10 protein-coding genes and 1 riboswitch are annotated in these 13,769 nt (G+C 64.6%); of the genes, 1 reads left to right on the top strand and 9 read right to left on the bottom strand.

Translation table 11 applies throughout. From position 1 onward, the window contains the following. Positions 1-36: 36 nt before the first annotated feature. Together F812_RS26070 and F812_RS0109825 are read right to left on the bottom strand one after the other, a co-directional pair. Positions 37-732, bottom strand: a complete 696-nt coding sequence (locus tag F812_RS26070) for a trypsin-like serine peptidase (RefSeq protein WP_198011170.1) — start codon at positions 730-732, stop codon at positions 37-39. A gap of 551 nt (positions 733-1,283) precedes the next feature. Next, a complete protein-coding gene (locus tag F812_RS0109825) occupies positions 1,284-1,979 on the bottom strand; it encodes a cysteine hydrolase family protein (RefSeq protein WP_020085803.1) in 696 nt (231 codons plus the stop codon). 305 nt (positions 1,980-2,284) lie between these two features. Here F812_RS0109825 and F812_RS0109820 point away from each other — a divergent pair, with 305 nt between their 5' ends. Further along, a complete protein-coding gene (locus F812_RS0109820; protein WP_020085802.1) occupies positions 2,285-3,547 on the top strand; it encodes an MFS transporter in 1,263 nt (420 codons plus the stop codon). Between the two features lie 212 nt (positions 3,548-3,759). Here the strand turns inward: F812_RS0109820 and atzF are convergent, their stop codons facing one another. The 7 genes from atzF to F812_RS0109785 form a co-directional block, all read right to left on the bottom strand. Continuing rightward, positions 3,760-5,559 carry an allophanate hydrolase gene (atzF, locus tag F812_RS0109815; protein ID WP_020085801.1) on the bottom strand — a complete coding sequence of 600 codons (1,800 nt, stop codon included), beginning with the start codon at positions 5,557-5,559 and terminating at the stop codon, positions 3,760-3,762. Then, a complete protein-coding gene (gene uca / locus F812_RS0109810; protein WP_020085800.1) occupies positions 5,556-9,179 on the bottom strand; it encodes an urea carboxylase in 3,624 nt (1,207 codons plus the stop codon). The genes atzF and uca overlap by 4 nt, the downstream gene beginning before the upstream one ends. Before the next feature lies 1 nt (position 9,180). Continuing rightward, on the bottom strand, positions 9,181-9,828 hold the full coding sequence (locus F812_RS0109805; protein ID WP_026867997.1) for an urea amidolyase associated protein UAAP2: 648 nt from the start codon (positions 9,826-9,828) through the stop codon (positions 9,181-9,183). An 11-nt stretch (positions 9,829-9,839) separates the two neighbouring features. Then, complete coding sequence (locus F812_RS0109800; protein ID WP_020085798.1) at positions 9,840-10,565, bottom strand: urea amidolyase associated protein UAAP1; 726 nt, start codon at positions 10,563-10,565, stop codon at positions 9,840-9,842. Between the two features lie 107 nt (positions 10,566-10,672). Further along, positions 10,673-11,524 (bottom strand): ABC transporter ATP-binding protein, encoded by an 852-nt coding sequence (locus F812_RS0109795; RefSeq protein WP_020085797.1) that lies wholly within the window; start codon positions 11,522-11,524, stop codon positions 10,673-10,675. Further along, complete coding sequence (locus F812_RS0109790) at positions 11,521-12,339, bottom strand: ABC transporter permease (RefSeq protein WP_020085796.1); 819 nt, start codon at positions 12,337-12,339, stop codon at positions 11,521-11,523. Before F812_RS0109790 ends, F812_RS0109795 begins: the two co-directional genes overlap by 4 nt. Before the next feature lie 48 nt (positions 12,340-12,387). After that, on the bottom strand, positions 12,388-13,452 hold the full coding sequence (locus tag F812_RS0109785) for a putative urea ABC transporter substrate-binding protein (protein WP_020085795.1): 1,065 nt from the start codon (positions 13,450-13,452) through the stop codon (positions 12,388-12,390). 116 nt (positions 13,453-13,568) lie between these two features. Next, a riboswitch (guanidine-I (ykkC/yxkD leader) is annotated at positions 13,569-13,685 on the bottom strand. Between the last annotated feature and the right edge of the window lie 84 nt (positions 13,686-13,769).

The following is a 13,769-nucleotide window of genomic DNA, read 5'->3' as shown; positions in this document are numbered from 1 at the left end:
GATTACTCGTCGAGAATCAGCTACTCAAAATTAAGATCATGAACACTGCTTAGTGAGCGCACATTTTATTAAGGCGCCCATAAGAAAATCAAAATACGGCGAATACATACGGGCGCTATCGCCCGATTTTTTATATGAGTTAAGACCAAACACGTAGCCAAGCTGACCCTGCGGATTATTTCCGACCCAAGGCCCTCCGCTCGACCCTTTGGTCATATCCGAGTAGATAGACGCCGTAAGTAGATCGTTTGGGTCCGGGCTGCCAGGCTCGACCGGGAAAACGAAATACATGCGATTCCCCGGGAACGGTCGCTCTGCTGGATAGCCAAACTGACCGCCTGGCAAGACCCACGATGGGTTAGGCCGAAGTACCACTCCGTAGTGCTCAGCGAAGCTGCCCTGCACGCGCATCAGTGCCTGATCTGTGTATCCGTATCCAGAGTCGAGCCAATCTCCGGGCACAATAATCTCGGAAACGACGAACCGCCGACCTGCCGATGTCGGTGAATACTGCTGCACGAATAGCACATTCGTTGAGTACGCTTTGGTGTCACGGTGGTAGCCGCAGTGGGCAGCCGTGACAATAAGTTCTCGGTGCACAGCAGCTGCGGAACACACCCAATTCTTACCTCCATTGACGTAGAAAAGTTTTCCGTTCGGAGAAGCGATCGTCACAGAGGGGTCGGCCACAGGCTGGGCATTGCGGGCTCGCTTCGGATGAAGCTTCGCCATTCCCCTGCTCGGCTCAAGTACAACGAGCGGAGGCCCGCCCGGCTTCTCAGAGCTCTTCTGAGCGACGGGAGGCGGATTGGGAAATGGGGTCGGTTCCGCGCTCCTCATGCGGTCTTCTGTCCAGTATTCTGAAACTCCGGCTAGATCCTGATCCTGGCTCTTAACCCCTCGATGGTTTGACTGCTGCGCCCATAAAGCACCTGTTGAAGCAATTTCCCAGACGATTGCGACCGCACAAAGAGCAAATCTTCTCATCATGGCTCCCCCCCCCTTTTCGCATTCGATCCTATTTACTCTCCTTATGGCTAGTAAATCCATTACCCTTGTGCTGGCTGCGGACCGCGCAGCATCAGCGCGATATGTTGCAAGACGGCACGGTTGCCCATTCGATCATCAGCAGTCTCGCGCGTGCAGATGTCCGCTCCGGGTCAACAGCCGCCATTCACCCCACTTCGCAGAGCTTCAGCATTTCCCGCGCAAGCCGACTTACTTTCACCTGACGGTCGGTTGTCGGTCTTCGTAGCTTCGCTCTACTGCGAAACCGCCCGCGCTCACCCCAACCCCATCAGCGCCTTGAGCTCGGCTGACGACATCACGTGGCAGTAGATCATGTTCATGATCTCGAGCTCCTTGTGATGGAGCTCGTCGGTTCCCGCCGCGCAGCAGTCTTCCACCACGACGACGTTGAAGCTCTCGTCCGCGAGGCTGCGCACGGTCGAGGAGACGCACTGGTCGGTGAAGATCCCGCAGCACACCACGGTCTTGATGCCGAGGTTCGTGAGGATCAGCCGGAGATTGGTGCCGGTGAGCGCGCTGTCGGTGGTCTTGGTGACGACGATCTCGTCACCAGCCGGCGCGAGGCTCTTCGGGATCTGCGACGGCTCCTCGTCCTTGGGCAGCAGCAGATTGTTCCAGCCCGGCATCTTCTGCGACAGCGAGCGGTCACGGCCGTCCTTGGTGTGGCACGCGATCCGCGCGAACAGGCATTCGATGCCGGCCGCGCGGAAGGATTGAAGCAGGTCGCGCGTGCGCGGCAGCACGATGCCGTTCATCCGGTCGTGAAACGGCGTCCACGCGTCGTAGCGGGCCTGCTCCTCGGCGGAGAGCGAGGCGCGCTCAGGACGCGCGAGATACACGTTCTGCACGTCGATCACGAGCAGCGCGGTGTGGGCTTTGTCGAGATCGGGATCGGCGGGCTCCGGCGCACCTTGATAGTAGAAGGAGCGATACGCGGTCTTCCAGCTCATGCGCGGTCCCGAACGTTGCCAGCAATTGAACGGCTAGCAGTGCACTTCGCCTCTGCAAAAGCAAGCGAGACTGCGGGCTCCCCAGAACTCCGCACGTCGAACCCAAGACGCCGACGCGCAAACGCTTACGTCTGAGCAATCTCCGAGCGATGTGAAGCCCCTGCGCCGCATTGGCGCGCGCGTGGCGCATAGCTCGCCTTCCCAGAGTGCGATTGAAACATTTGCCATCGCCAATACGTTGCATCGCAACATGGATGGCCGCCGCACCGGTCAGCGCAGACGAGCACAGTCTCAGGGATCGAGCAATGACGGCATGGTTTCGGCGAGCGTTTCAGGATGCCGATCGCGGGATGGGCATCGGCGCCGCAGCCCCGCCCACCGGAAGCGTCTCTCCCGATGCGCCCCCGGTCCACGCGGCGCTCGTTCTGTTCGCCTTGGCCATGGGCGGCTTCGCGATCGGCACCACCGAGTTCGCGGCCATGAGCCTCGTGCCCTATTTTGCTCCGAGCCTCGGCATTGACGAGCCGACCGCCGGTCATGTCATCAGCGTCTATGCGCTCGGTGTCGTCGTGGGCGCGCCGGTCATCGCGGTGCTCGCCGCGAAGTTCGAGCGGCGCGCGCTCTTGATCGGCTTGATGCTGGTGTTCGCGGTCGCCAACGCTCTGAGCGCGCTCGCCCCGGACTACCGCACGATGCTGGCCTTCCGCTTTCTGAGCGGCCTCCCGCACGGCGCCTATTTCGGCGTCGCCTCGCTCATGGCGGCCTCGCTCGTCCCCGTGAACCGGCGGGCGCAGGCCGTCGCGCGCATGATGCTGGGCTTGACGGTCGCGACCATCGTCGGCGTTCCCCTGGCGAATGGCGTGGGGCAGGTCATGGGCTGGCGCTGGGGGTTCGCCGTCGTAGCGGTCCTCGCACTTCTTACCGCCTGGCTGCTCTACGCATTTGCACCGCTGAGCAGGCCGCAGCCGGGCGCGAGCCCCCTGCGCGAGCTTGGCGCGCTCTGGCGGCTTCAGGTCTGGCTGACGCTCGGCATTGGCGCCATCGGCTTCGGCGGCCTGTTCGCGGTGTATACCTATCTCGCATCGACGCTGATGGAGGTGACGCACGCGGCACCTTCCACCGTGCCGGTCGTGCTTAGCGTCTTCGGCGTCGGCATGACCGCGGGTACGCTCGTGTGCGCGCGTTTCGCTGACCGGGCAGTGATGCCAACCATAGGCGGCACGCTGCTGTGGAGCGCGGGAGCCCTCGCGCTCTATCCTTTCGCGCTCGGCCATGTGGGAACGGCGATGGTGGCGGTCTTTCTTGTCGGGTGCGGCGGTGGCCTCGGAACGGTGCTGCAGACGCGCCTCATGGACGTGGCGGAGGATGCGCAAACGCTGGCTGCGGCGCTCAACCATTCGGCCTTCAATGCCGCGAACGCGTTGGGCCCCTGGCTGGGCGGCCTCGCCATCGCGGCGGGCTATGGATGGACGTCCACGGGATGGGTCGGCGTGGCACTCGCGCTCGGCGGCTTCGTCATATGGCTGGCGTCGCTCGCCGGTATGCATGTGCGTCAGCGTCACGCGTGAGGCAAGGGGGCCGGGCTGCGCCCGCGCGGACGAGACGAGGCCCGTCCGGCTTTATGCTTCCAGTCTTCTGACCCCGCGAACAGAGACTCCCACCCGAGTGGCTGTTGTTTCGCGCGAAGACCGGCCCCCGCCTCACCCAACGCAGACATTCAGGCGAGACCTTGGCGCACGCCCCGCCTTTCGAAAAGACGGCGCGGCCTGTTGCAGAGGCGCTACGCCCGCTGTGCGAGCCACGCGCGCCACCCGCCATAGGCGGTGATGTCGGTAGCGTCGCCGACGGCGTGATGCTCGCAAAGGAACCCCTTCACCAGGCTTCCGTCCGCCAGTGCGAGCGTGCCGATGCCGAGCGGCGGCGGAATGAGCGCGACGAACGAGCCGAACGCCGCCTCGTCCATGTCCCAGATCTCGACCTCGATGTGGCCCGCGCCCCGGTTGTCGCGTACGAGCCCGGGCTTAGCCGGTTTCGTTCCGGCCAATGCATAGAAGCTGTATCCCGCAGCGGTCCGTGTAGTCCGAACCAGGCGGGCCGAGCGTTCATGAAGCTGAACGTTGAGCGGCTGGCCCGAAAGATGCGCGCCGACCACGGCAACGGAGACGCGGCCGGTAGGTGGCGCAGCCGCGACCGCAGGCGTCTCATTCAGCGTCGCGGCGGTTGCACCCAGCCGGAGATTGTCCAGCTTGCGGTGTAAGCCGTCGCCGATGGCGGCAAGACGCCCATCCTCGAACGCGCGCCCGATCAGCGTCACGCCGAATGGCAAGCCGTTCGAGCGGAAGCCAGCCGGAATGGCAAGCGCGGAGAGATCCATGAGGTTCACGAAATTCGTGTAGAGCCCGAGGTTGGAATTGAGACGAAGGGGATCGGCCAGCACGTCCCCGATCTTGTACGTCGTCCCCGTTGTCGGCAGCAGAAGCACATCCATCGCGCGCCATTGCGCCTCCGCCTCACGAACGAGCGCGGCGAGCTCATAGAACCCGGCGAAGGCGTCGGCGGCCGTGAGAGACGCGCTGTTTCGAATAATGCCGCCGACGATCGGATCGAGCGCGCCGGGATTGCCATCGGCAAAAGCCCGGATCGCCGCGAGCCGTTCCGCCACCCAGGGACCCGCGTAGAGCAGGCGCGCGGCCTTCTGAAACGGCGTGAAATCGATCTCGACGATCTCGGCACCCATCTCGGCGAGACGATCCACGCTCGCCCGGTAGAGCCGCGCGGCTTCGCTGTCTCCGAAGAATTCGAGACCGCTCTTCGGAATGCCCGCGCGCAAAGATCCCGCATGGGCTTCGAGTGCGAACGGACGCGGAGCGCGCCGCGAATAGGCGTCGTCGTTGTCATAGGCGACAGCAGCGGCCGTCACCGCAGCCGCATCCGCCACGGTGAGGGCGAATATCGAGACGGTATCCTGGGTCCGGCAAGCCGGCACCACCCCTCGCGCCGAGAGCAGGCCCTTGGTGGGCTTCAATCCCACGATGTTGTTGAAGGCAGCGGGCACGCGCCCCGAGCCTGCCGTGTCGGTTCCAAGTGCGAAAGAGACGAGACCGCCCGCGACGGCGACGGCCGAGCCGGAGCTCGATCCGCCGGAGATGTAGTCCGGATCGAAGACGCTTGTGGGAATGCCGTAAGGCGAGCGCGTGCCGACCAGCCCCGTTGCGAACTGATCGAGGTTTGTCTTGCCGATCACGATCGCGCCGGCTGCTTCGAGCCGCTCGACCACTGTCGCCGATCGCGCGGGAACATAGGCGAAATCCGGACACGCGCATGTGGTCGGCAATCCCGCCACGTCGATGTTGTCCTTGACCGCGAAGGGAATGCCGGAGAGCGGACCCTTCGCGGCGTCCTCCGCGCGGGCAAGCGCCGCCTCACGCGGAACGAGCGAGATCCAGGTGGGCCGCTCGCCCGCCGCACCGATGCGCCGGTAGACTTCATCGACCACGTCGCGAGGAGTAAAAGCGCCTGCGTCATAGGATGCCTTCAAGGTTGCGAGGTCGAGCGAAAGCGAGGAAAGCGCCGAGGTCATTGCGCAGCCTCCGAAGCATCTTCGGCAAGAACGATCAATGTCTGCCCGAGAGCGACCGGCCGGCCCTCTGCGCAGCGGATCTCGCTCACGGTTCCGTCTGCGGGCGCGTGCACTGACATTTCCATTTTCATCGACTCGACCACGACGAGAACGTCGCCCTCTTTGACGCGCGCTCCCTTGCTCACCTCGATCTTCCACACCGCGCCGGGGACCGGGCTCGCCACCGCGAGCGAGCCCGCTGGCAGGTCGTCTTCTGCGCTGGTATCGGAGCCGGCATCGCTGACGGCCGCGCCAGATTGATCGCTCGCCTGCCACCGCGATCGCTCCGCTTCGAAGGCCGCCTGCTGGCTCTGCTTGAAACGGGCGATGTCGTCCCCGTTGTCGGCAAGGAAACGGCGATAGTCCGAAAGCTTGAATGTCGTGGGCTCGATCTTGAGACCCGCTTTGCCTTGCAGGAAGCCGTCGCGGAACGAGAGCAACTCGTCCGCGCCCATGGGATAGAAGCGGATCTGATCGAAGAACCGCAGCAGCCAGGGTTTGTCCGCTTCGAACTCCGCCGTCACCCGGTGTGTGTTCCACACCTGGCTGGTGCGCCCGATGAACTGATAGCCGCCCGGCCCTTCCATACCGTAGATGCAGAGGTAGGCTCCTCCGATGCCGACGGCGTTCTCGGGAGTCCAGGTGCGTGCCGGGTTGTACTTCGTCGTCACAAGGCGATGGCGCGGATCTATCGGCGTCGCCACCGGTGCGCCGAGGTAGACGTCACCGAGGCCCAGCACGAGATAGCTCGCGCCATAGGCGATACGCTTGACGTCCTCCACGCTCTCGAGCCCGTTGATGCGGCGGATGAACTCGATGTTCGACGGGCACCACGGCGCATCCGCGCGGACGGACTGCATGTATTTGGAGACCGCGAGCTGCGTCGCCGCGTCATCCCAGGAAAGCGGCATGTGCACGATGCGGCTCGGCACCTCGATATCGCCGATGTCGCCCATCGCCTCCTCGATGGCAGCCAGCTCCGTGAGCAGCGTTTTGAGCGGCAGCGTCCGGCTGTCGTAGTGGATCTGAAGCGAGCGGATGCCGGGCGTGAGGTCGATGATGCCGGGGACTGCCAGGGCTTCGAGCTTGCTCATCAGCACATGCGCGCGGAAGCGCAGCTCAAAATCGAGAACGATCGGCCCGTACTCGACGAGCAGGTATTTGTCGCCCGCGCGCCGGTAGACCACACGCGGCAGCGCGCCCTCTTCCGGATGCTCGCCGACGATGCAGCCGTCCGCGCCGACGAGATCCGGATCGACGGCCGCTGGGCTGGCCGCGACGGCCAATGTGGCGATCTCACTGTCCTGCCTGATTTCGAGCGCGCACGCCTCCGATGGCGTGAGGCGCTTGAAGACCACTTTGTCGCCCGGACGAAGCTGGCCGAGCTTCCACAGCTCGGCTTGGACGATGGTGGCCGGACAAACGAAGCCGCCGAGGGAAGGCCCGTCCGGCCCCAGGATCACCGGCATGTCTCCGGTGAAATCGACCGCGCCGATGGCATAGGCGTTGTCGTGGATGTTGCTCGGATGCAGACCCGCCTCGCCGCCGTCCGAGCGCGCCCAGGCGGGTTTGGGACCGATGAGACGCACGCCAGTGCGGTTGGAATTGTAGTGCACCTCCCAGGACGCGGCGAAAAACGTGGCGATGTCGTCCTCAGTGAAGAAGTCCGGCGCGCCGTGGGGGCCGTAGAGAACACCGATCTCCCAGCAGCGCGCGAGGGAGGGACGGAGTTCGGTCGCGAGCGGCGCGGCAACGCCGCCGTTCGCTCCGTGCCGTGCGATGTGCACCACGTCTCCGGTCAGCAGCGCCCGTCCGCCGTGCCCGCCGAACTTTCCGAGCGTGAACGTCGCCCGGCTTCCGAGATAGGAGGGCACATCGAAGCCGCCGCGCACGGCGAGATAGGCGCGCGCCCCGGCGCCGGTGACGCTGCCGAGCGTCAGCACGTCTCCCTTCGAAACGGCCACAGGCTCCCAGAACGGTACGGCGCGCCCGCCGATCTTGGCGCTCATATCCGCGCCCGTAAGGCAGATGACACTGTCGCAATTGAACTGAAGCGTCGGCCCGGAAAGCGTGAGCTCTAGGGCGGGCGTTCCTTCCGCGTTGCCCACGAGCCGGTTCGCGAGACGAAACGACAGGTGGTCCATCGGCCCGGACGGCGGCACGCCGACGGCCCAATAGCCTATACGCCCTGGCCAGTCCTGGATCGTGGTCTGGGTGCCGGGCACCAGCACCTCGATCGTCGCAGCTTCGTAATCGAAGGTCGCGAGCGTGCGCGTCAGCATTTGCCCGTTCGCCAGCACGTCCGACACCGCGAGCTGCCGCAGATAGTCGAGATTGGTCTCGAGTCCGCCGATCGTGGTGGCCGCAAGCGCGTCCTGGAGCCGGGAGAGAGCAGCGGCCCGCGTGTCGGCCTTCACGATGATCTTCGCGAGCATCGGATCATAGAACGGAGAGACCTCCGCACCGCTCTCCACCCATGTCTCGACCCGCGCGTCGTCCGGCCAGCTCACATGCGAAAGCTGCCCTGAGCTCGGACGGAAATCGCGCCCTGGATCTTCCGCATAGAGCCGCACTTGGATCGACGCCCCTTTGGGCGCGATGCGCTCCTGATCGAGCGGCAGCGTCTCGCCGGCCGCCTGGCGGACCATCCACTCCACGAGATCGACGCCATGCACCTCCTCGGTGACGCCGTGCTCCACCTGCAGGCGCGTATTGACTTCGAGGAAGTAGAACGCGTCCGTATCGCTGTCGTAAAGGAATTCCACCGTCCCGGCGCTCTCGTAGGACACCGATTGCCCGAGCTGCCGGGCTGTCTCCCACAGGGCGGCGCGCGTTGTGTCTGAGAGCCCCGGCGCGGGGGTCTCCTCAATGACTTTCTGGTTGCGCCGCTGCGCGGAGCAATCCCGCTCTCCGAGCGCGATCACGCGTCCGCGTCCGTCGCCGAAAATCTGCACTTCGATATGCCGCCCCCGCGAGACGTACTTCTCGAGGAACAGACCCGGGTCCTTGAAGTTGTTGCGGGCGAGCCGCTCGACCCTCTCGTAGAGCGGGGCCAGCTCCGCCGCGGAGGAGACAAGCTGAAGCCCGATGCCGCCGCCCCCCGCCGTGCTCTTCAGCATCACCGGATAGCCGATGCGCTGAGCCTCGGCCTTCGCGTTGTCGAGGTTGGCGATCAGCCCGGATCCCGGCGCAAGCGGAACGCCCGCCGCGAGCGCCAGCTCGCGAGCGCGGTGCTTGAGGCCGAAAGCCCGCATCTGATCCGGTTTCGGCCCGATGAAGGTGATTCCCGCTGCCGCGCAGGCATCCGCGAAGTCCGGGTTCTCGGACAGGAACCCGTAGCCGGGGTGAATGGCTTCCGCGCCGGTAGCTCTTGCAGCTTCAAGGATGGCCTCGGTCTTGAGGTAGCTTTGCGCCGCCGCCGCCGGACCTATCGCCACGGCTTCGCCAGCCTGTGCCACATGCATGGAATGACGGTCCGCGTCCGAATAGACGGCGACGCTGCCGACGCCCATGCGGTCGAGCGTGCGAATGATCCGGCAGGCGATGGCGCCGCGATTTGCAATCAGGACTTTCTTGAACACGTCACGCGCCCTCCGGCCAGATCAGCACCGCGATGGGTGTGGGGTTGTAGGCATTGCAGGGGTTGTTGAGCTGCGGGCAGTTGGAGATGAGGACGATCACGTTCATCTCTGCGCGCATCTCCACGTATTTGCCCGGCCCTGAGACGCCGTCGGCAAACGTGAGGCCGCCGTCGGGCGTCACCGGCACGTTCATGAAAAAGTTGATGTTATGGGCGATGTCGCGCTTGGTGAGCCCGTAGTGCTCGTTCTCGACGACAGCCAGGAGATAGCTGTCGCGGCAGGCGTGCATGCTCTTCTTTTCGAGCGCGTAGCGCACCGTGTTGCTCTCGGTGGCGCACGCCCCGCCGAGCGTGTCGTGGCGTCCCACCGTGTCTGCCGTGATCGTGAGCATAGGACGGCACAGATCGGACAGCAGCACGGATCCCGCGCCAAGGTAGACGTTTCCCTGCTCGCGGATGGTGTCGCAGGCCGAATAGCGCTCGTGCGGATCGTCGGCGTTGAAGAAGAGCGTGTCCGCGGCTTGGTTGCCTTCGAGGTCGACGATGCGGAGCGTCTCGCCACGCCTGACGACATGCATCCAGTAGCCGCCTGCCGGAACCGTCTCCCGATAGGCCGCGGTGCCTGAGGAGAGAGAGCTGTCCTTGATCATGATGCGCCTCCTCACCCGCAGCCGCATCCGGCATGGAACAGCCGGTTGTTCTCGAAACCGCGGCCGTTCTCGGGCGCCGAGGTGCGGCACGCGTCGTCGGCCCGTGCCTCTGGCCCCTCCAGGATTTCGAAGCGGACAGGTTTCCTCGGACAAGTGGCACTGGGATCGAGCGGATGCGGGCAGGTATGGAACAGAACGAGCGTGTCCATCTCGAAGCGCAGCTCGATGTCCGCCCCGGCTTTTGCCGCGCGTGTGTCGAACGACAACGCCCCGCTCGCATCGGTCGAGACCTTGCTGAACCAATTTATGTTGGCGGCGAGATCGCGACGCCCCATGCCGTATTTCGCTGCTTCGACGAGGAAGCTGTCGCGTCCGTTCTGCTGCCAGTCGTTGCGCTGCGCCTGGTAGCTCGTTTCACCCCACTTCCCGATCACGTGCGCCTTCGTGCTGTTGCCGCACACGGTGTCGTGCCAGCCGTGCGTATCCGCAACGATGGAGCAGAAGATGCGCCCCATATCGGAGTAGAGGCAGTGGCCGGACGTGAGCTTGAACGTGTGCTGGCACTTGAGCGTATCGGGCGCGTTGTAGCGCTCGAGCAGGTTGGCCGGATTGTAGAACAGCATCCCGCAGTTCGCCCCGCCCTCCACGTCCGTGAGACGCAGGCGAAGAGTGCGCCGCAGGACCATGGACCAATGCTTCCCGCCCGGAAGCACATCGCTGTAGATGAGTTCGCTCACGCCGCTGCTCCTCTCTGCGGGCTGCCAGCCCGCTATGCTGGTCCGGGCCGTCCCGGGATGAGAAGGAAGCCGCGCGGGGTCGTCCCCGCCGGTTGTCGTGGCGCGGCCTAGCTGGCCGCGGGGTTGTCGTTGCTGGTCGCGAGCTTGAGGTCGAGTTGTGTGCCCGCGTCGGACTCGCCGAGGGGGCTCGCGATCTTCTTGGGCCAGACCTCGAAATCGCGTGTGATCGACGCGCCGGCTTGCGTCTGCGCCGCGAGATCGTCGCCGAGCGTCGCGCCGTAGCGCTCGAGCTCCTCCGGGCGATTGCGGGGACGCTCGAACGCGATGACGCGGGTTCCGAGCCGGAAGGCCTCGCTGAGATCGTGCGTCACCATCACGACGGTGAGATCGTTCTCGTTCCAGATCTTGCGGATGAGCACATGGATGTCCGCGCGAATGCCAGGATCGAGCGCGCCGAACGGCTCGTCGAGAAGAAGGATCTTCGGCTTGCGGTTGAGGGCCTGCGCAAGGGCGAGCCGTTGTTGCATGCCGCCGGAAAGAGCGGCCGGGTATTTCGTTTCATGACCGGCGAGGCCCACCGCGTCGAGCAGGGTACGCGCTTCGGTCTCCGCCGCACGCCGCTTCGCCCCCAACAGCTTGCCGAGAAAGCGCGAGTGCTCGAACTCGCGGCCGATCATCACGTTCTGCAGCACGGTGAGATGGGGAAACACCGAGTAGCGCTGGAACACCACGCCGCGATCCGCGCCCGGCTCCACCTTGAGGGGGGCGCCCCCTACGAGGATCTGCCCGCGCGTGGGCGCCTCCTCGCCGAGCAGCATCCTGAGAAACGTCGTCTTTCCGCATCCCGACGGGCCGACCAGCGCCACGAACGAGCGCGGTGCAATGGTGATGTCGATCCGCTCGAGCACGACATGATCGCCGTACTCCTTCCAGACCTTGTCGAAGACGATCCCGGTCATGCGGTGCGCGCTCCCGCAAACCAGGGGAACGCCTTGCGCTGGAGGAGGCGGAGCCCGAGATCCATCAGGAAGGCGAGTAGCGTGATCCAGATGACGTAGGGAATGATCACGTCCATCGCCAAGTAGCGCCTGACGAGGAAGATGCGATAGCCGAGGCCGGAGTCGGCCGCGATCGCCTCCGCTGCGATCAGAAACAGCCAAGCCGGCCCGATCTCGAGCCGCACGCTGTCGATCAGGCGCGGAAGCATCTGGGGTAGCACGACGCGGAGCGCGATCTGCCACGTAGAGGCCCCGAGCGTCTGCGCCTTGATCAGAAGCTCGGACGGAATGTCCTTCACCCGCAACGCCATGTCGCGGATGAGCTTCAGCGTTGTGCCGATGACGATCAGCGCGATCTTGGCCCCGTCGCCCAGGCCCAGCACGATGAACAGGATCGGCAGCAGAGCCAGCGGCGGCACCATGGAGGCCACCGCCACCACCGGCCCGAACGTGGTACCGGCGATCGGCAGAAGTCCGATCAGAATGCCGAACACGAGCGCGATGAACGTGGAGATGGCGAGGGCCGTGAGGAGAAGCGACAGGCTCGAAAGCGTATCGCTCCACATCAGATAGTTGCCGCTCCTGGGGTCCGGCGTCAGCGCCATGTGCCGGAAGGCATCCAGCATGGCGTTGAAGCTCGGAAGCAGCTTGTCGTTCGGATTTTCGGCGAGCCGCATCCCCGACCCGATCAGATAGGCCCCGATCAGGGCGGCGAACGGCAAGGCCGCGAGCGCGAAGCTCCACGTGCGATCAGGCTTGATGTTCAACAGGCGCATCGGCTGTCTCGCGGCCTCCCGGTGTCTGAAAGGGATCGAGCCGTTCGATCAGAGCTTTCCGTCCGCGGCGGCCTGCATGAAGGTCGCGTCGTAGCGCAGCTTCACGTTCGCCTTGTCGCCGAACACGCTCTTGTCGGGAAACTCGACGCCGATGGCTCCGGCCGACTTGGCATCCTTGCCGAGAAGCGCCTTGTCGAAGAGGAACGTCGAGACACGCTCGGTGGTGGTCTTGAGCTCCGCGCCGTTGACGAACGCGAGAGCATCCTTGGGCTCGTAGAACATCTTCGTCGTGCCTAGCATCTCGTCGAAGCCCGCGACGTCCGTGCCCGAGGCTTTCGCCATGTGCTCTTTGGCGGCGGCATCGGAGGCGAGGGCCTTCATCGTGTCGTACCAGATGCCGACGAGCGCCTTGCCGAACGAAGGATTGTCCTTGAGCACGGTGGTATTGGCGACCATGAGGTCGATGATCTCGCCCGGGATCTGTGAGCTGTCGAACACCTTTCTCGCATCGGGAGATTCGAGAATCGTCGAGACGATCGGCTTCCAGGTGACGACGGCGGTCACGTCCGGGGTTTTGTAGGCGGAGGCCATGTCGGCATCGGAGGTGTTGACGACCTTCACGTCCTTCTCCGCAAGCTTCACGCTTTCGAGGGCGCGGGCGAGCAGATAGTGCGAGACTGAGAACTCGACGAGGTTGACGGTCTGGCCTTTGATGTCGGCAAGCTTGTCCTTGCCCTTGAGGATGACGGCGTCATTTCCGTTCGAGAAGTCGCCGACGATCACCGCCGTGGTGTCGACGCCGCCGGCGGCCGGAATGGAAAGGCCATCCATGTTGGTGAGCGTCACGGCATCGAACGCGCCGGCCGTGTATTGATTGATGGATTCGACGTAGTCGTTGAACTGCTTCACCTCGATGGTGATGCCGTACTTGTCCGCCCACTTCTTCACGATGCCGCTGTCGGCCGCATAACCCCATGGCATCCAACCGACGTAGATCGACCAGGCGACCTTGAAGTCCTTCTTCTCGGCGCCTTGAGCGGAAGGGAGCGCGAGAGCGAGCATCGCGGCCGCCGCGGCGGCGCCGGTGAGAAGTCTGGAGACGGTTCGGTTCATGAGGTTCACCCCTGTGCTGACACCAACTGTCGATCGCAAGGGGCTGAGGCGAACGGGAGCGCAAGACGCACACGAGGAGGCCTTCCGTTCGAGAGCCAAAGCTCCTTGCGGTGTAGGTCTCCCGGGCTTTTATCCCGCCGTGGCTTCGCCCGGGCGCGGCCTGGGCGAGAGCGCCTCTCTCGGACCAGCGTTGCCCCGCACGCGCGGCAACCGGAACCCTAGAGGCATTATGCGGATAGAAGCTGCATAGGCCGTGCCAAACGAAAGATGCCGCAAACAGCGGGCCTTTCGGCGGATCGCGCGGTGCGGCGTGCTCT

The organism is Hyphomicrobium zavarzinii ATCC 27496 (assembly GCF_000383415.1).
In the GTDB taxonomy this organism is placed as follows: domain Bacteria; phylum Pseudomonadota; class Alphaproteobacteria; order Rhizobiales; family Hyphomicrobiaceae; genus Hyphomicrobium_C; species Hyphomicrobium_C zavarzinii.
The sequence above is the reverse complement of the archived record's forward strand: the minus strand, read 5'-3'. Positions and strand labels throughout refer to the sequence as shown.